The sequence below is a fragment of the Streptomyces sp. PH10-H1 genome (genome assembly GCF_030063355.1).
Classification (GTDB): domain Bacteria; phylum Actinomycetota; class Actinomycetes; order Streptomycetales; family Streptomycetaceae; genus Actinacidiphila.
Map to the genome: position 1 here is coordinate 61,822 of NZ_JASISZ010000004.1, position 17,734 is coordinate 79,555.

The following is a 17,734-nucleotide window of genomic DNA, read 5'->3' on the forward strand; positions in this document are numbered from 1 at the left end:
CGTCGACGCGATCCGGCGCACCGGTGGACGACGCCGACAAGGTCACGCTGTTCTGCGGCAGCGGCACGGCCGGCGCTCACGACGAGGTGATGGCCTTCGCCGAGCGTGTGAAGGCGCCGGTGGGCCACGCCCTGCGCGGCAAGGAGTGGATCCAGTTCGACAACCCGTACGACGTGGGCATGAGCGGCCTGCTCGGCTACGGCGCCGCGTACGAGGCGATGCACGAGTGCGATCTGCTGATCCTGCTCGGCACGGACTTCCCGTACAACGCCTTCCTGCCCGACGACGTGAAGATCGTGCAGGTGGACGTCCGCCCGGAGCACCTCGGCCGCCGCTCCAAGCTGGATCTGGCCGTGTGGGGCGACGTACGCGAGACGCTGCGCTCCCTGACGCCCAAGGTGCGGGCCAGGTCGCAGCGCACGTTCCTCGACCGGATGCTGAAGAAGCACAGCGACGCCCTCGAGGGCATCGTGAAGGCGTACACCCGCAAGGTCGAGAAGCACGTCCCGGTCCATCCCGAGTACGTGGCGTCGGTCCTGGACGAGGAGGCCGCAGACGACGCGATCTTCACCGTCGACACCGGCATGTGCAATGTCTGGGCGGCGCGCTATCTGACCCCGAACGGCAAGCGCCGGGTGATCGGCTCGTTCACCCATGGGTCGATGGCGAACGCGATGCCGCAGGCGATCGGCGCGCAGTTCCTGGACCGCCGCCGGCAGGTCGTCTCGATGTCGGGCGACGGCGGTTTCTCGATGCTCATGGGCGACTTCCTGACCCTGGTGCAGCACGACCTGCCGGTCAAGATCGTCCTGTTCAACAACTCCTCGCTCGGCATGGTCGAGTTGGAGATGCTGGTGGCGGGCCTGCCCGCCTCCGGCACGACGAACCACAACCCGGACTTCGCGGCGGTCGCGCGGGCGTGCGGGGCCTACGGGGTCCGGGTGGAGAAGCCGAAGGAGCTGCGGGACGCGCTGCGCGGCGCGTTCCGGCACAAGGGTCCTGCGCTGGTGGACGTGGTCACCGATCCGAACGCGCTGTCCATCCCGCCGAAGATCACAGGTGAGCAGATCGGCGGCTTCGCGCTCTCGATGAGCAAGACCGTGCTCGACGGGGGCGTCGGCAAGATGCTGCAGATGCGCGCTCGAACCTGCGGAACGTACCGCGGCGGTGAGGAGCGGCGCACCGCCGTCCTAAGGACGCCCCGGCCCCGGCCGCAGCCGCAGCGTCAGGATCTGGAACGGCCGCAGCTCCAGCGCGACGCCCCCGCCGGCCGTCCGCTCCGCCGCCCGCAGCGGGCGTTCCAGCAGGTCCGTCACCTGGGCGTCCGCGACAGGGAACCCCGTCGAGAGGGTGCCGGCGGCTCGGCCGCCCCGCGACTCGTACAGCCGCACCATCACATCGCCCGAGCGGTCGTCGGCGAGCTTCACCGCCTCGACCGTGATCCCGGGATGATCCGCCGACACCAGTGACGGAGAGGCCGGCGCCTCGGCGATCAGCAGCGGCAGATTCAGCGCGAGCCCCTCGGCGACCGCGTCACCGGTCCCGGCGCCCGGCAGCAGCGCGTAGGTGAAGCGGTGGGTGCCCTGGTCGGTCTCCGGGTCCGGGCTGTGCGGGGCGCGCAGCAGGGTGAGCCGGACGGTGGTGGCCGCGCGTCCGGAGTGGACGGTGCGGTTCACATCGTGGCCGTACGTCGAGTCGTTGAGCACCGCGACGCCGTAGCCGGGCTCGGCGACGCGCACCCAGCGGTGCGCGCAGATCTCGAAACGGGCCGCGTCCCAGCTGGTGTTGGTGTGGGTCGGGCGGAAGACATGCCCGAACTGGATCTCGGACGCGCTGCGGTCGGCGTGCACATCGACGGGGAAGGCGGCCTTGAGCACCTTCTCGGACTCGTGCCAGTCCACCTCCGTGACGAAGTCGAGCCGCTTGCTGCCCGCGCGCAGCCGGATGTCCTGCCGCACCCGGGAAGCGCCGAACGCCCGGACGGTGCGCACGACCGCGAGCAGCGGTCCCGAGGCGGTCGCCCCGACCGATTCGGCGGCGGTCAGGTCGGTGCGCCGGCGCCGGTAGTGCCGGTCGATGTCCCAGGCGTCCCACTTGTTGGGGTGGTCGGGGTGCAGCTGCAGCAGATTCCCCCGGGTGCCGGGCGGCAGGACCTCACGCCCCGCCGGGCCCGCCGTCAGGTCGGTGACGGAGGCCAGCAACCCGTCCGGGTCGACGACCACCCGCAGCAGGCCGTTGTCGAGGATGTGCGAGCCGTCGCGGACGGTGACGGACACCGGGGCGGGTTCCGGGCCGGCCTCCGCCACGGTCGCGGAGCCGAGCGCGGGCACCCGGACGGCGACGGCCGCCCGCCCACCCGGCAGGGGCTGGGCGGCGGCGCCGTCCGGCAGTGCGGCGGCGTCGAGTTCGACCACCTCGTCCCGCCCGTACGGGGAGGCGTTGAGGACGGCGGCACCGCCGCCGCCCAGCGCCCGTACGGCAGAGGCGGTGATCTCCGACAGCTCGGCGCGCACCCGCTCGTAGGTGTCACGGGCCTCGCGGTGCACCCAGGCGATCGAGCTGCCCGGCAGGATGTCGTGGAACTGGTGCAGCAGCACCGTCTTCCAGATCCGGTCCAGGCCGTCGTACGGATAGCCGTACGACGGGTTGTGCAGCGCGGCGGCGGTGGCCCACAACTCGGCCTCCCGCAACAGGTGTTCACTGCGCCGGTTGCCCTGCTTGGTCTTGGCCTGGGTGGTGTACGTCGCCCGGTGCAGCTCCAGGTACATCTCGCCGGACCAGACCGGCGCCTCGCGCGCGTACTCCCGTTCCGCCGCCGCGAAGAAGGCGGCCGGCTTCTCGATCTCGACGCGCGGCGAACCCTCCAGCGACCGCAGCCGGCGGGCCTTCTCCATCATCTCGCGGGTCGGGCCGCCACCGCCGTCACCCCAGCCGAACGGCACCAGGGAGCGGGTGGCGCGGCCCTTCTCGGCGAAGTTCCTTACCGCGCGGGAGAGTTCGTGCCCGGCGAACCGCGAGTTGTAGGTGTCGACCGGTGGGAAGTGGGTGAAGACCCGGGTCCCGTCGATGCCCTCCCACCAGAACGTGTGGTGCGGCATTTTGTTGGTCTGGTTCCACGACAGCTTCTGGGTGAGGAACCAGCGGACCCCGGCGAGTTCCGCCAGCTGCGGGAAGGCGGCCGTGTAGCCGAACGAGTCCGGCAGCCACACCTCCTCGGTCTCCACCCCCAGCTCGTCGAGGAAGAACCGCTTGCCGTGCACGAGCTGCCGCGCCAGCGCCTCGCCGCCGGGCATATTGGCGTCCGACTCGACCCACATCGACCCGACCGGCGCCCAGGAGCCGTCGCGTACGGCCCGCTGGATGCGCCGCCAGATGTGCGGCTGGTGTTCCTTGACCCAGGCGTACTGCTGGGCCTGCGAGCAGGCGAAGACCAGCTCGGGGTAATCCTGGGCGAGCGCGGTGACGTTCGCGAAGGTACGGGAGGCCTTGCGGACCGTCTCGCGCAGCGGCCAGAGCCACGCCGAGTCGATGTGGGCGTGCCCGGTGGCGGAGATCCGGTGGGCACTGGCGTGCGCGGGGCGGGACAGCACCTCGACCAGCTCGGCGCGGGCGGCGGGCGCGGTGCCGTGCACCTGGTGCAGATCCAGGGTGTCCAGCATGGTCTCCAGCGCGCGCAGGATCTCGTGCCGGCGCGGTTCGTGCGGGGCCAGCTCACCCATCAGCTCGGACAGCACCTCGATGTCCAGCAGCAGATGCCAGACCTGCTCGTCGAGGACCGCCAGATCGGCGGAGGCGAAGCGGTACAGCGGCCGATCGCCCGCGGTCAGTACGTCGCCGAGCAGGGTGGGGGAGAAGTCATGGAGTACGGCCGGGTTGGCGGCCGCCTCCAGCAGCAGATGCACCGGCTCGCCACCGAGCGCGAATCCGGTCACCGGGACATGACGGTTGGCGGGATGGATGCCCTTGATGGGCACGCCTCCGGCGTCGTAGACCAGCCCCTCGGCCTGGAAGCCAGGCCCGTCGCCGCTGAACCCGGGGTCGATGACCGCCTCGACGCGCTGCCCTACCCAGCTCTGCGGCACCGTGCCCTCCAGCCGGAACCAGCTGGTCGACCAGGGGGTGCCCCAGTCGGTGCCGGGCGCGAAGGGTTCGTAGCCGCCCTTCAGCGCCTGTTCCACCGGTACCGGTTCGCCGGGGACGTGCCAGACGGACAGGGACAGCGGGACCCGTGCGGCGTACTGGGCAGGCCGGATGAACTGGGCGACCGCCCGGTCCAGACGTCCCTCGACCAACTGCCGGTCGTCGTGCATTCAGGCTCCCGCGGGGGTTCGGGGGTGGAATCGGCTCATCCGATGGATTCCCCGTTCAGCCGCTTCCGCAACTGACCTCGCGAAACCCGGCACCCATGACTGCACCGATGACTGGAAGGCCGTCCGGTGGGCATGCATCCCGACAAGGTGTTCGACGGGGATGACGGCGGCGGCCGGAGCGGAGCGATGGAGCGTCAGCCAACAAGGAAGAGTGGCCACAGAAGTGGGGACACTGTTGAGGTGCGGGAGTTACGGCACTCATTACGCCATGCGGACTTCTCGGCCATAGCCGAGTCGCGCAGGCTGCTGCGCGAGCAGCTGCGCCACTGGGGCGTGCCCGGTCTGGCCGACATCGCCGAGCTCCTGGCCAGCGAACTCGTCACCAACGCACTCCAGCACACCGACAGCGGAGCCGTACTCACCGCGACGCTGACCGGGGGCCCGGTTCACCGGCTGCGGATCGAGGTGCACGACCACGCCACCAGGCACCCCCGGCTGCGCGCCCCGGGGGGGGAGAACGCCACGTCGGGCCGCGGGCTGCTGCTCGTCCAGGCGCTCGCCGATTCGTGGGGCGTGCGCTCGATGGGGGCCGGCAAGGTCGTCTGGTTCGAACTGGACGTCGACACCGCGTGACGTCCCATCGCCCGTGCGTCCGCCGCCTGACGTTCAGCCGAACTGCCGTTCCAGATCCTGGAGTTTGCGTTCCAGCGAGTCCAGCCGGGGGATCGTCAGCGTGTCGTCCTCGGCGGTGAGATCGACGGTGCGTGACTCCTCCTCCGGAGCCGGCCGCTCGGAGCGCTCCGACTGGAAGGCCGGCCGGGGGCGTACCGGAAGTTCGGCCGTCCCGGCGGCTATGACGGGCTCCGTGCCGGTCTGGCCGCCACCGGAGCCGCCGCTGGGCAGTGCGGGGCGCGGCCGGCCCCGGTCCCGGCTCCAGCCGCGGTGCTGGCGGTTCATCGCACGGACGCGGGCCCGCTCCAGCCGGTTGTGATCCCGGCGGCGGACATCGTTCTGCTCCTTCTGCTTCCGGTCCTCGCGGACCTCCTCGACCGCCTCGTCGAGCGAGCGCACATTCTCCAGCAGCATCAACGACCAGGCGCCGTAGGTCTCCAGCGGAGCGCGCATCCAGCGGACCATCCGGATCTGCGGCAACGGGCGTGGCACCAGGCCCTGTTCGCGCAGCGCGGCCCTGCGGGTCTGCTTGAGCGCCCGATCGAACAGCACCGCGGCCGACAGGGACATCCCGGCGAAGAACTGCGGGGCCCCTGCGTGGTCGATCCCGCGTGGCGCGTGCACCCAGTTGAACCAGGCGGCGGCCCCCGCGAACATCCACACCAGCATCCGGGAGCCGAGCGCCGCGTCGCCGTGGCTGGCCTCGCGTACCGCGAGCACCGAGCAGAACATGGCGGCGCCGTCCAGACCGAACGGCACCAGGTACTCCCAGCCGCCGTCAAGGTTCAGATTCTGCCGGCCGAAGCCGACCAGTCCGTGGAACGAGAGGGCCGCGGCGACCGCCGCGCAGCAGAAGAGCAGGACGTACGACGCGCTCCCGTACACCGCCTCTTTGCGGCGCCGGCGTTCCTCGCTGCGTTCCCATGAATCGCTGCCCGGCACGTTCTCATCGCCGCCGCGGGTGCGGTGATTGCGGAGCGCGACCGCCGAGGCCGCGAGGACCGCCAGGCCCACGGCCCCCGAGAGCGTCCAGTCCAGCGATATGTCCGTAAGTCTCATGTGCGATTCCTAGCGTCGCTTCCGTCGCGCTCGGGCCGCGGGACGGCTTACGGGCGCCATCTTGGCGAACGGCGCAAGGGCGTGAAGAGGTTTCGACGGAATAGCACGCCTATGGATGGAAAGGTCGAACTGGTCAGCCGACGGCGGCCAGACGTTCGATACGGTCGGCGTCGCACGTGCGCGGGCAGGTGGCGCAGGTCTCCGCCGGCCGCAGCGTATAGAAGAGGCAGCACGCGATCCGGTCCCGGGTGCGGGCCGCCACGCCGGCCGGGAGCCGCCCCGGAGCCCGCAGATCCCGGAACCCCGCGCCGCCGGTGTACGGGGCGGTGGGTGTGGTGTCCGGCAGCAGCTCGGTCAGCTCGGACATCGCGCGGCGGCCCTCGCCGAGCAGGTGCCCGACCCGCCAGAGTCCCTCGGTGACCTCGTCGGTGGCCATGCCCCACAGGGCGCGCCTGCCGCGCCGCAGCCGGGGCCGGAAGCCGTCCAGCAGGGGGCCGAGGTGTTCGGCGATCGCGGAGCGCAGCTCCAGCCGCAGCGCTTCCTCGGTGCGGACGACCCTGGCGCCGGGGAGCGCCGCCGCCGGGTCGCCGGGCAGGCAGCTGAACGTGCGGGTGCGGACCGTCAGCCGGCCACGGGTGCGGTGGAACGAGACATCGGACACGGGAAGCCGGGGGACCCTGCGGTGCAGGAACCACGGGACGGTGAACAGCAGGCAGGCCGGCCAGGCGTAGCGGTGCAGCCCGAAACCGGCGATCACGTCGGGGCGGGCGTACTGGCCGTGGTCGCGCAGCACCTGATGCTCGTCCCAGGCCAGGAACGCGTCCAGAGCCGCCCCGCCCGCCGCCAGTTCATGGGCGCCGACCCAGCCGTCCCCGCTGCGCGGGGCTTCCTCCGTCACGCGCAGCGCAGGGAACGCCTCGGTGAGGCGTGCGTACGCGGGGCCGGTGGCGGTGGCGGGCATGGCGGGCATGGCGGACCGTCCAAAAAGCGGTTCCAGAGAGGTAAGGCTTACCTTATCCGATGGGAGGGGGGTTTAACCTAGCGGCACTGCGCCACACGAGTGGTGCCACCTGAAGAGGGAAGGACCCGGTGAACGACGCCGACGCCGCCGCCGTGCGCCCTGCCGCTGCCCCGTCCGTACCCCCGCCCGGCCGCCCCGAGCGGGTCCGCGGAACGCACCCGCATGCCGGGCCGTTCGAGTCGGCGTCCGACGGCGAGGCCGCGGCCGGCCGGCGGCTGCCCGAGCGCTTCTCGGTCCGCGACCAAGTGCTCAGGGCGCTGCGCAGCGCCCTGGTCAGCGGCGAACTGCGGCCCGGCGACGTCTACTCCGCGCCGCTGCTCGCCGAGCGCTACGGGGTGTCCGCCACGCCGGTCCGCGAGGCGATGCAGCTTCTTGCCCGGGAGGGCGCCGTCGCGGCGATGCCGAACCGGGGGTTCAGGGTCGCCGAACGCAGCGCGCGCGACCTCGCAGAACTGGCGGAGGTACGGGCACTCATCGAGGTCCCCATCGTCCTCGGCCTCGCCCGCACCATCGCCCCCGAGCGGTGGGAAGCGCTGCGCCCGCTCGCCGCCGCCACCGTCGCCGCCGCGGCGCGCGGCGACCGGGCCGCCTACGCGGAGTCGGACCGGCTCTTCCACCGCGCCATGCTCGAACTCTCCGGCAACCTCCAGCTGGTCGCTGTCGCGGACGAGCTGCACCGGCGGTCCCAGTGGCCGGTGGCCGGCCCGTCCCGCACCGTTTCGCGGCCCGCGGAGCTGCTCGCTGACGCCACCGAGCATTCTGTGCTGCTGGAGGCGCTCGTCGCCGGTGACGTGGTCACCGTCGAATCGCTCGTCCGCGAACACTTCTCCGGCTCCGCCTGGGGTTAGCGGGTCCCGCCCCCGGCGGGCACGGTGGCCTCAAACGCCGGCCGGGCTGATTTTGGCGGATGTCGGTCTGCCCGTGCCGGGCGGTGGTGTGCCTCAAGCGCCGGGCGGGCTGGTTTTGGCGGATGTCGGTCTGCCCGTGCCGGGCGGTGGTGTGCCTCAAGCGCCGGGCGGGCTGGTTTTGGCGGATGTTGGGTGGGGGAGCCAGACCGGGATTCCTCCCAGGAGGGCTTGGAGGCGGGCGGCTTCGGCGCGGAGGGCGGTGGCGGCGGGTTCGGGTTCCACGTCGGCCAGGGCGACCATGGCGGGGGCGGTGCCGACGAGGTAGCCGATGTCGACGCGGATGCGGAGGGATTCGGTGAAGCCCTGGTGGGCCTCGGCGAGGTCGCCGTCGGCGGCGGCGAGGCCGGCGAGGTGGCGCCAGGGGAACGAGGTGAGGAGCGCGTCGCCGTGGGCGACGGCGCCCGCGTGGGCGCGCCGGTAGGCGGCACGGGCGGCGGTGGGGTTCTCGGCGAGGTTCTCGGCGAACAGGCCGCGGCGGAAGTCGAGCAGCGGCCGCCCCGGCGACACCTGGCTGAAGAGCGCCGCGCTGCGGCCGAACGCGGCCCGGGCCTCGTCGGCGCGGTCGCGGACGGAGAAGAGCGTGGCGGCGTAGGCGAGGTGGCCGCGTTCGCACGCGGCGGCGCCCCGCTCCTCGTCGGTCCCGGCCAGCGCCTCCGCGGTGCGCAGCGCGTCCTCCGCCTCGGACCAGCCGTCGAGGGTGAACATGCAGCCCTCGACGAGCAGCGCGGCGCGGCGCAGCGCGGTGTCCGGGCTGTCGGCGCAGTACGGGGCGAGTATCGCCGCCGCCTCCGCCCAGCAGCCGCGGGCCCGCAGCCGCCACACATCGGGCGTGCCCACCACAGATTCCGGCATGGCGGTATCCGCCACAACCCCTCCCCCAAGCGCATCGTCGAGCCAGTGGCCGAAGTCCAGCACGCCGCGGGGGTCCGCGCCAAGGGGGCGGTGATCAATTGGTGTTGATCTCAGTGATCGGTCCGCCAGGAGGGCGTCAGCTCATGCGCAGCGCGAGGAAGAAGTCCAACTTGTCTTCCAGGCGCGCGAGATCACGCCCGGTCAGTTGCTCGATCCGGCCGATACGGTACCGCAGAGTGTTCACGTGGAGATGCAGCCGGGTCGCGCAACGGGTCCAGGAGCCGTCGCACTCCAGGAACGCCTCCAGGGTCGGGATGAGCTCGGCGCGGTGCCGCCGGTCGTAGGCGCGCAGCGGGTCGAGGAGGCGCGCGGTGAAGGCGCGCCGGACGTCGTCGGGGACGAAGGGCAGCAGCAGGACGTGCGAGGCGAGCTCCTCGTGCCCTGCCACGCAGACCCGCCCGGGGCGGGCGGCGGCGACGCGGCGGGCGTGCCGGGCCTCCTCCAGGGCGCCGCGCAGCCCCTCGGCGGAGTGGACGGTGGCGCTGACGCCGATGGTGAGCCGCCCGTCCTCGGCCAGACCCCGGCCGAGCGGGCCGCGCAGGGTGTCGAGCAGGCCGTCGGCGCGCCAGTCGTCGGTGAAGCCGCCCGCGGCCGGGTCGCCGGGCGCCAGCGGTACGAGGGCCATCGCCTCGTCACCCTCATGGGCGACAGCGATCCGGTCGGCGGGATCGGGGCCGATCGCGGCCGGGTCGACCAGCGCCTCCTCCAGCAGGGTCTGGGCGGCCGGTCCCGCGGGCACCTCGCCGCCCAGCCAGTCGACCCGGGCGACGACGACCTGCCAGTGTGGCGCGGTGCCGAGCCCGGGGACCAGGACGGGGGCGGCGACCCGCAGCCGGGCGGCGATCTCGGCCGGGGGCGAGCCCGCCTGGACCAGTTCCAGCACCTCGTGGGCGAGCCGGCGGCGCACGGTGCGCGCGGCGTCGCGGCGGTCGCGCTCGACCGCGATCAGCTGGGTGACGCCCTGCAGCAGATCGAGCCGTTCCGCGGGCCAGTCCCCGGCGTCGGCGTCGACCGCGAGGAACCAGTCGGAGAGCAGGGTGGCCCGGACGTCGGGTACGGGGCCGGTGCCGCCGCTGCGGATCGGGAAGAGCGAGTACGTGTGGCTGGCGCCGCCGGAGACGATCGCGGTGCGGTGCGGTGAGGGCCGGGCGGTGCGCATGGCCGCCAAGTGGGCGCCGGCGAGTTCTGAGCGGATAGTGGTGGACAGCGGATGCTCCGAGCCCGCGATCTGCCGCCCGGTGGCGGACAGCACCCAGGCGCGCAGATCCAGGTCGGTGCCGAGCAGGTCCAGTACGGCGTCGGGGCCGCCGCCCGAGGGACCCGACGACATCAGCCGCCGGTGCCGGTCCACGACCGCGGCCAGGTCGCCGGCCCGCTCGGTGGAGACCTGGCGGACCACGTGCTCGGTGATCGAGGCGAAGGCGACGTTCTCATCGACGGCGAACAGCGGCAGCCGGTGCCGGAAGCAGGCCGCCACCAGATCGTCGGGGACCGAACCCAGCTCGGCCTCGCCCGCCGCGAGCCCCGCTACACCGGCCGAGGCGAGGATTCGTACGAACCGCTCGGAGTCGTCCGGTTCATGCCGCCAGGCGAGTCCAGTGAGCACCAGCTCACCGCCCGTGAGATAACGGCTCGGGTCGCGCAAATCCGTGGTCATCACACCACGGACGGCGCGGTCCAGTTCGTCCTCGCCGCCGAGCAGTCGCAGGCCCAGAACATCGGTGTCCAGCAGTGTGCGCAACCGCATCGTCGTCGCCTTGTCTCGAACGCTTGCCTGGTCAAAGCCCTACCAGGGTGGCGCCTGGTTCGTTCCATTGGTGTTGCCGGTCGGAAGCCGCGAGGTTTCCGAATCGAGCCTTTCATAGGAATCTACAAGACATGAGTGCTGGCCAGCCAAGTCCTTCATGTTTTCCGTGACTGCACCCGGACCGCCGGTGGGCCGTGTACTGGGCCCCACGCAGGGTTAACAACACGTGAACAGCCCCGCTCGAGATTCGAGAAGAGAACCCCCATGGACTTCCTGCGCCCCGCAAGCTGGGAGGAGGCGCTCGCCGCAAAGGCAGAGCACCCCACAGCTGTGCCCATCGCGGGCGGCACCGACGTGATGGTCGAGATCAACTTCGACCACCGCCGGCCCGACGTGATGCTGGACCTGAACCGGATCGGTGAGCTGCAGGAGTGGGAGGTGACCGAGGAGACCGTGCGCCTGGGTGCCTCGGTCCCGTACACCCGGATCATGGAGCACCTGCGCACCGAGCTGCCCGGTCTGGCACTCGCCGCCCACACCGTCGGCTCCCCGCAGATCCGCAACCGCGGCAGCGTCGGCGGCAACCTCGGCGCGGCCTCCCCGGCCGGCGACTCGCACCCGGCCCTGCTGGCCGCGGGTGCCGCGGTCGAGGCCGTCTCCGTCCGCGGCACCCGGCTGATCGCGGTCGAGGATTTCTACACCGGCGTGAAGCGGAACTCGCTCGCCGCCGATGAGCTGATCCGCGCCGTGCACATCAAGAAGGCCGACGGGCCACAGCAGTTCTCCAAGGTCGGCACCCGCAACGCGATGGTCATCGCGGTCTGCGCGTTCGGCCTGGCGCTGCACCCCGAGACCAGGACGGTCAAGACCGGCATCGGTTCGGCCGCGCCGACCCCGCTCCGCGCCCGGGTCGCCGAGGACTTCCTCAACGCCGCGCTCGAAGAGGGCGGTTTCTGGGAGAGCGGCAAGATCATCACCCCTTCGGTGGCCAAGCAGTTCGCCGAACTGGTGTCCGGGGCCGCCAGCCCGATCGACGACGTACGCGGCACCGCCTCGTACCGCCGCCACGCACTGGGCGTCATGGCCCGTCGCACGCTCGGCTGGACCTGGGACGAGTACCGCGGGAACGAGAGGACGCAATCATGCGCGTGACCTTCAATGTCAACGGCCGCCCGCAGGAGGCCGACGACGTCTGGGAAGGCGAGAGCCTGCTCTACGTCCTCCGCGAGCGCATGGGCCTGCCCGGCTCGAAGAACGCCTGTGAGCAGGGCGAGTGCGGCTCCTGTACGGTCCGCCTCGACGGTGTGCCGGTCTGCGCGTGCCTGGTGGCCGCGGCACAGGTCCAGGACCGCGACGTCGTGACCGTGGAGGGCCTGGCGGACTACGCCAGGGACCGCGCGGCCGGCCGCTGCGGCACCGGTGCCTGTGGCACCCCGCTCGGCGAGGCCCAGAAGTGGGCGGCCAAGCCGTCCGACGGGCAGACCGGCGAGGCCGCCGAGCTCTCCCCGATCCAGGCGGCGTTCATCGACGCCGGCGCCGTGCAGTGCGGTTTCTGCACCCCCGGCCTCCTCGTCGCCGCCGACGAGCTGCTGGAGCGCAACCCGTCGCCGTCCGACCAGGACATCCGCGAGGCGCTCTCGGGCAACCTGTGCCGCTGCACCGGCTACGAGAAGATCCTCGACGCGGTCCGCCTCGCTTCACTCCGCGCTGGGGTCTCCCCGCCGGAGGCAGGGGAAGAGTCCGTCACGGCCGGAGAGGGCGTCTGACATGGGCGTTACCAGAAATCCCACGAGCATCACCCAGGGCACGAAGACCAAGGGCGGTCTCGGTGAGTCCACGCTGCGCCCCGACGGCACCCTGAAGGTCACCGGCGAGTTCGCGTACTCCTCGGACATGTGGCACGAGGACATGCTGTGGGGCTTCACGCTCCGCAGCCCGCACGCCCACGCCAGGATCCTCTCGATCGACACCGGCGAGGCGCTCGCCACCGCCGGCGTCTACGCCGTCATGACCTACGACGACCTGCCGGCCTTCACCCGCTACGGGCTGGAGTACAAGGACACCCCCGTCCTCGCCGACGGCGTCGTGCGCTACCACGGTGAGCCGGTCGCCATCGTGGCCGCCGACCACCCGGAGACCGCGCGCCGCGCGGCGGCCAAGATCAAGGTCGAGTACGAGCCGCTGCCGCTGGTCATCGACGAGGAGACCGCGCTCGCCGAGGGCGCGCCGATCCTCCACCCGAACCGCGACGACCACCACGCGGGCCACGTCAGCCACCCGAACATCGTGCACCGCCAGCCGATCATCCGCGGCGACGCGAACGAGGCCGCCAAGCGTGCCGACATCGTCATCAGCGGTGAGTACGAGGTCGGCATGCAGGACCAGGCCTTCCTCGGCCCGGAGTCAGGCCTGGCCGTGCCCGCCGAGGACGGCGGCGTCGACCTGTACATCGCCACCCAGTGGCTGCACTCGGACCTCGGTCAGCTCTCCCCGGTCCTCGGCCTGCCCGAGGACAAGATCCGGATGACGCTCTCCGGCGTCGGCGGCGCGTTCGGCGGCCGCGAGGACCTGTCGATGCAGGCCCACGCCTGTCTGCTGGCGCTGCGCACCGGCAAGCCGGTCAAGATCGTCTACAACCGGTTCGAGTCCTTCTTCGGCCATGTGCACCGCCACCCGGCGAAGCTCTGGTACGAGCACGGCGTCACCAGCGAAGGCAAAATCACGCACATGAAGTGCCGGATCGTGCTGGACGGCGGCGCCTACGCCTCGGCCTCCCCGGCCGTCGTCGGCAACGCCTCCTCCCTCTCGGTCGGCCCGTACGTGATCGACGACGTCGAGATCGAAGCCGTCGCGCTCTACACCAACAACCCGCCCTGCGGCGCGATGCGCGGTTTCGGAGCGGTCCAGGCGTGCTTCGCCTACGAGTCGCAGATGGACAAACTCGCCGCCGCCCTGGACATGGACCCGGTCGAGTTCCGCCAGCTCAACGCGATGAGCCAGGGCACGCTCCTGCCGACCGGGCAGAGCGTCGACTCCCCGGCCCCGGTCGCCGAACTGCTGCGCCGCGTCAAGGCGCTGCCGCTGCCGCCCGAGCAGCAGTGGCTGGCCGGCGACTCCGCAGGACAGTCCACCGACGTCCGCGCACTGCCCGGCGGCCTGTCCAACACCACCCACGGCGAAGGCGTCGTGCGCGGTGTCGGCTACGCGGTCGGTATCAAGAACGTCGGCTTCTCCGAGGGCTTCGACGACTACTCCACCGCCCGGGTGCGGCTGGAGGTCATCAACGGCGAGCCGGTGGCGATGGTGCACACCGCGATGGCCGAGGTCGGCCAGGGCGGCGTCACCGTGCACGCCCAGATCGCCCGTACCGAGCTGGGTGTCACGCAGGTGACGATCCACCCCGCCGACACGCAGGTCGGCTCCGCCGGCTCCACGTCCGCCTCCCGGCAGACGTACGTGACCGGCGGCGCGGTGAAGAACTCCTGTGAGGCCGTCCGCGAGAAGGTCCTCGAGCTCGGCCGCGCCAAGTTCGGCAGTTACCACCCCGCGTGGGCGACCGCCGAGCTGCTCCTGGAGGGCGGCAAGGTCGTCACCGACGGCGGCGAGGTGCTCGCCGAACTGGTGGACGTCATCGAGGGCGAGACCATCGACCTCGAACGGGAGTGGCGGCACCGCCCGACCCAGGCGTTCGACCTGGTCACCGGCCAGGGCGACGGCCACGTCCAGTACTCCTTCTGCGCCCACCGCGCGGTCGTCGAGGTCGACACCGAGCTGGGCCTGGTCAAGGTCATCGAGCTGGCCGCGGCCCAGGACGTCGGCAAGGCGCTCAACCCGCTGTCGGTCATCGGCCAGATCCAGGGCGGCACCACCCAGGGCCTCGGCCTGGCCGTCATGGAAGAGATCATCGTCGACAAGAACGCGAAGGTACGGAACCCGTCCTTCACGGACTATCTGATCCCCACCATCCTCGACACGCCGACCATCCCGGTCGACGTCCTCGAGCTCGCCGACGAGCACGCCCCGTACGGGCTCCGCGGCATCGGTGAGGCCCCGACGCTGTCCTCGACGCCGGCCGTCGTCGCCGCCATCCGCGCGGCGACCGGCCTGGCCCTCAAGCGCGTACCGGTCAGGCCAGAACACCTCACCGGCACGTGATGTCTTCCGGGCGGGGCGGGGGAGCACGATCCTCGCCCCGCCCGGGGCCACACCGGGCGCCACCAGGCGGCCCACGTGGCAACCGGCACCCGGCAGGACCGGCCGCACCCGCGGCCGCCGGCCGCGTGTCACCCGGCTCGTGCCCGGCATCCCGCCGGCCGCACCGGCCACCGCAGCATCCCGTCCGTCTCGGGCCGTCCCCCGGGTCGTGCAGCCCACGCACCATCCCAAAACTCGCGCACCACGCGCGAGTGTCCCATTGAACCTTGGGAGTCGGCACCATGACCCAAACCCCTGTAGAGCTGAAGACCACGGCGGAGGACGCCGGCGCAGGATCGCGCCCGCCCTCCGGCCGGTCTTGGCTGGATCGGTACTTCCACATCTCCGAAAGAAAGTCGACGATTCCCCGCGAGGTCCGCGGCGGCATCACGACCTTCATGGCGATGTGCTACATCCTGCTGCTCAATCCGCTGCTGTTGTCCGGCCCGGACGCGAGCGGGCACAAGCTCAGCCATGCGGGGCTGATCACCGCGACGGCCCTCGCCGCGGCGGTCTCCACGCTGCTGATGGGATTCCTCGGCAAGGTGCCGCTCGCGCTCGCCGCGGGCCTCAGCGTCTCCGGCGTGCTGGCCACCCAGGTGGCCCCCAACATGACCTGGCCGCAGGCCATGGGCATGTGCGTGATCTACGGCGCGATCATCGTGCTGCTGGTGGTGACCGGGCTCCGCGAGATCGTCATGAACGCGATACCGCTGGCCCTCAAGCACGGCATCACCATCGGCATCGGCATGTTCATCGCCCTCATCGGCCTGGTGAACGCCGGATTCGTCGGCAAGGGCGCGGTGCAGGGCACCGCCCCGGTCACGCTCGGTGCCGGCGGGCAGCTCTCCGGCTGGCCGGTCCTGCTCTTCTGCGTCACCCTGCTCCTGATCTTCATGCTGCAGGCCCGCAACATCCCCGGCGCGATCCTGATCGGCATCGTCGTCGGCACGATCCTCTCGGTCGTGGTCAACTCCGCCGGCGGCCTCACCGACAAGGACTGGGGAGGCGCCGCACCCAAGCTGGAGGGCAGCGCGGTCTCCATGCCCGACTTCGGGCTCTTCGGACACGTCGAATTCGGCGGCTGGGGCTCCATCGGCGGCATGACCGTCGGCGTCATCGTCTTCACCCTGGTCCTGGCCGGCTTCTTCGACGCGATGGCCACCATCATCGGCGTCGGCACCGAGGCCAAGCTCGCCGACGAGCAGGGCCGGATGCCCGGCCTCAGCAAGGCGCTGTTCATCGACGGTGCGGGCGGTGCGATCGGCGGAGTCGCCGGTGCCTCCGGCCAGACGGTCTTCATCGAGTCGGCCACCGGCGTCGGCGAGGGCGCCCGTACGGGTCTGTCCAGCGTCGTCACGGGTCTGCTCTTCGCGGCCGGCCTGTTCTTCACCCCGCTGGCCCAGATCGTCCCGGGCCAGGTCGCGGCGGCGGCGCTGGTCGTCATCGGCGCGATGATGATGAGCAACGCCCGGCACGTCGACTGGTCGGACCGCTCGGTCTCGGTCCCGGTCTTCCTGACCGTGGTCCTGATGCCCTTCACGTACTCCATCACCGCCGGTGTCGCCGCGGGCGTCATCTCCTACACCGCCATCAAGGCGGCGCAGGGCAAGTGGCGCGAGCCCGGCATCTTCATGTGGATCCTCGCGGCGGTATTCGTCATCTTCTTCGCTCTCCACCCCATCGAGAGCTGGCTCGGCGTCAAGTAGAGGAGAATTGTCACCATGCTGGACATCGCTGACGAGCTGCACCGCTGGTGCGAGCAGGGGCGTCCGTTCGCTGTCGCGACCGTTGTCGCGATCAGCGGCAGCGCGCCCCGGCAGCCCGGTGCCGCGCTGGCCGTCGACACCGACGGTACCGCGATCGGCAGCGTGTCCGGAGGGTGCGTCGAAGGGGCCGTGTACGAGCTCTGCAAGGAAGCGCTGGAGTCGGGGGACTCGGCGGAGCCCGTGCTCCAGCGCTTCGGATATTCGGACGAGGACGCGTTCGCCGTGGGCCTGACCTGCGGCGGCGTCATAGACATCTTCGTCCAGCGAGTGGATCCCGGCGTGCGGCCGGAGTTCGTGACCGCCCTGGCCGCCGCCGCCGCGGGGGAGACCGCGGCGGTGGCCAGGATCGTGGAGGGGCCGGCCGGACTGCTCGGCCGGGCCCTGACGATGCGGGCCGACGGGAGCCACGAGGGCAGCCTCGGCGACCCCGAGCTGGACCGTACGGCCGCGGCTGAGGCCCGCGCCCTGCTGGAGGCGGGACGTACCGCCATCTTCGGGATCGGCGCCGACGGCAGCCGCTGCGGCGAGCCGCTCACCCTGCTCGTCGAGTCGAGCGTGCCACCGCCCCGCATGATCGTCTTCGGTGCGATCGACTTCGCCGGGGCCGTCGTCAAGGTCGGCAAATTCCTCGGCTACGAGGTGACGCTGTGCGACGCGCGCCCCGTCTTCGCCACCTCCAGGCGCTTCCCGGAGGCCGACGAGGTCATCGTCGACTGGCCGCACCGCTACCTGGACGCCACGACCGCCGCGGGACGGGTGGACGGCCGCACGGTCATCTGCGTACTGACCCACGACGCCAAGTTCGACGTACCGCTGCTGGAGCGGGCGCTGCGGCTTCCGGTCGCCTTCGTCGGCGCCATGGGCTCGCGCCGTACCCACCTGGACCGCCTGGAGCGGCTGCGGGAGGTCGGCGTCACCGAACTCGAGCTGGCCAGGCTGCGCTCCCCGATCGGCCTCGACCTCGGCGCGCGCACGCCCGAGGAGACGGCCCTGTCGATCGCCGCCGAAATCGTCGCCCACCGGCGCGGCGGCAGCGGCGTACCCCTCACGGGCGCGCACACCCCGATACACCGCGAGGCCACCCCGCCGATAGGCCGGCGGGTCGGCACCTCGGCGGCGTAGCGCCTGGTCCGGCTCCGGTC

12 protein-coding genes and 1 pseudogene are annotated in these 17,734 nt (G+C 71.8%); 8 read left to right on the forward strand and 5 right to left on the reverse strand.

The window, feature by feature from the left end:
- Positions 1–23: 23 nt before the first annotated feature.
- Positions 24–1,171, forward strand: a pseudogene (locus tag QMK24_RS04090) (thiamine pyrophosphate-dependent enzyme); the annotation flags it as partial.
- A 19-nt stretch (positions 1,172–1,190) separates the two neighbouring features.
- On the opposite strand, the gene QMK24_RS04095 reads toward QMK24_RS04090, so the two are convergent.
- Entirely contained in the window at positions 1,191–4,310 is a 3,120-nt protein-coding gene (locus tag QMK24_RS04095) for an alpha-mannosidase (RefSeq protein ID WP_283463701.1), read from the reverse strand.
- Positions 4,311–4,496: 186 nt separating this feature from the next.
- Here QMK24_RS04095 and QMK24_RS04100 point away from each other — a divergent pair, with 186 nt between their 5' ends.
- A complete protein-coding gene (locus QMK24_RS04100) occupies positions 4,497–4,943 on the forward strand; it encodes an ATP-binding protein (RefSeq protein ID WP_283463868.1) in 447 nt (148 codons plus the stop codon).
- A 33-nt stretch (positions 4,944–4,976) separates the two neighbouring features.
- Here the strand turns inward: QMK24_RS04100 and QMK24_RS04105 are convergent, their stop codons facing one another.
- The gene (locus tag QMK24_RS04105; protein WP_283463702.1) at positions 4,977–6,041 is read right to left on the reverse strand and encodes a DUF2637 domain-containing protein; all 1,065 of its coding nucleotides are present in this window, start codon (positions 6,039–6,041) and stop codon (positions 4,977–4,979) included.
- 133 nt (positions 6,042–6,174) lie between these two features.
- The gene (locus tag QMK24_RS04110; RefSeq protein WP_283463703.1) at positions 6,175–7,011 is read right to left on the reverse strand and encodes a (2Fe-2S)-binding protein; all 837 of its coding nucleotides are present in this window, start codon (positions 7,009–7,011) and stop codon (positions 6,175–6,177) included.
- Between the two features lie 119 nt (positions 7,012–7,130).
- Here QMK24_RS04110 and QMK24_RS04115 point away from each other — a divergent pair, with 119 nt between their 5' ends.
- Positions 7,131–7,910: a GntR family transcriptional regulator gene (locus tag QMK24_RS04115; protein ID WP_283463704.1), complete on the forward strand. Its 780-nt coding sequence runs from the start codon at positions 7,131–7,133 to the stop codon at positions 7,908–7,910.
- 156 nt (positions 7,911–8,066) lie between these two features.
- On the opposite strand, the gene QMK24_RS04120 is transcribed toward QMK24_RS04115, so the two are convergent.
- A complete protein-coding gene (locus QMK24_RS04120) occupies positions 8,067–8,822 on the reverse strand; it encodes a hypothetical protein (protein ID WP_283463705.1) in 756 nt (251 codons plus the stop codon).
- A gap of 136 nt (positions 8,823–8,958) precedes the next feature.
- Positions 8,959–10,629: a PucR family transcriptional regulator gene (locus QMK24_RS04125; RefSeq protein WP_283463706.1), complete on the reverse strand. Its 1,671-nt coding sequence runs from the start codon at positions 10,627–10,629 to the stop codon at positions 8,959–8,961.
- A 264-nt stretch (positions 10,630–10,893) separates the two neighbouring features.
- Here QMK24_RS04125 and QMK24_RS04130 point away from each other — a divergent pair, with 264 nt between their 5' ends.
- The 5 genes from QMK24_RS04130 to QMK24_RS04150 all read left to right on the forward strand — a co-directional run bounded on the left by QMK24_RS04130 (position 10,894) and on the right by QMK24_RS04150 (position 17,714).
- Positions 10,894–11,781, forward strand: coding sequence for an FAD binding domain-containing protein (locus QMK24_RS04130; protein WP_283463707.1), 888 nt, complete (start codon positions 10,894–10,896; stop codon positions 11,779–11,781).
- Positions 11,772–12,395: a (2Fe-2S)-binding protein gene (locus tag QMK24_RS04135; RefSeq protein ID WP_283463708.1), complete on the forward strand. Its 624-nt coding sequence runs from the start codon at positions 11,772–11,774 to the stop codon at positions 12,393–12,395. Before QMK24_RS04130 ends, QMK24_RS04135 begins: the two co-directional genes overlap by 10 nt.
- Before the next feature lies 1 nt (position 12,396).
- Entirely contained in the window at positions 12,397–14,784 is a 2,388-nt protein-coding gene (locus QMK24_RS04140) for a xanthine dehydrogenase family protein molybdopterin-binding subunit (protein WP_283463709.1), read from the forward strand.
- A 281-nt stretch (positions 14,785–15,065) separates the two neighbouring features.
- Positions 15,066–16,532: an NCS2 family permease gene (locus tag QMK24_RS04145; protein WP_283463710.1), complete on the forward strand. Its 1,467-nt coding sequence runs from the start codon at positions 15,066–15,068 to the stop codon at positions 16,530–16,532.
- 15 nt (positions 16,533–16,547) lie between these two features.
- Positions 16,548–17,714 carry an XdhC family protein gene (locus tag QMK24_RS04150; RefSeq protein ID WP_283463711.1) on the forward strand — a complete coding sequence of 389 codons (1,167 nt, stop codon included), beginning with the start codon at positions 16,548–16,550 and terminating at the stop codon, positions 17,712–17,714.
- The last annotated feature ends 20 nt before the right edge of the window (positions 17,715–17,734 follow it).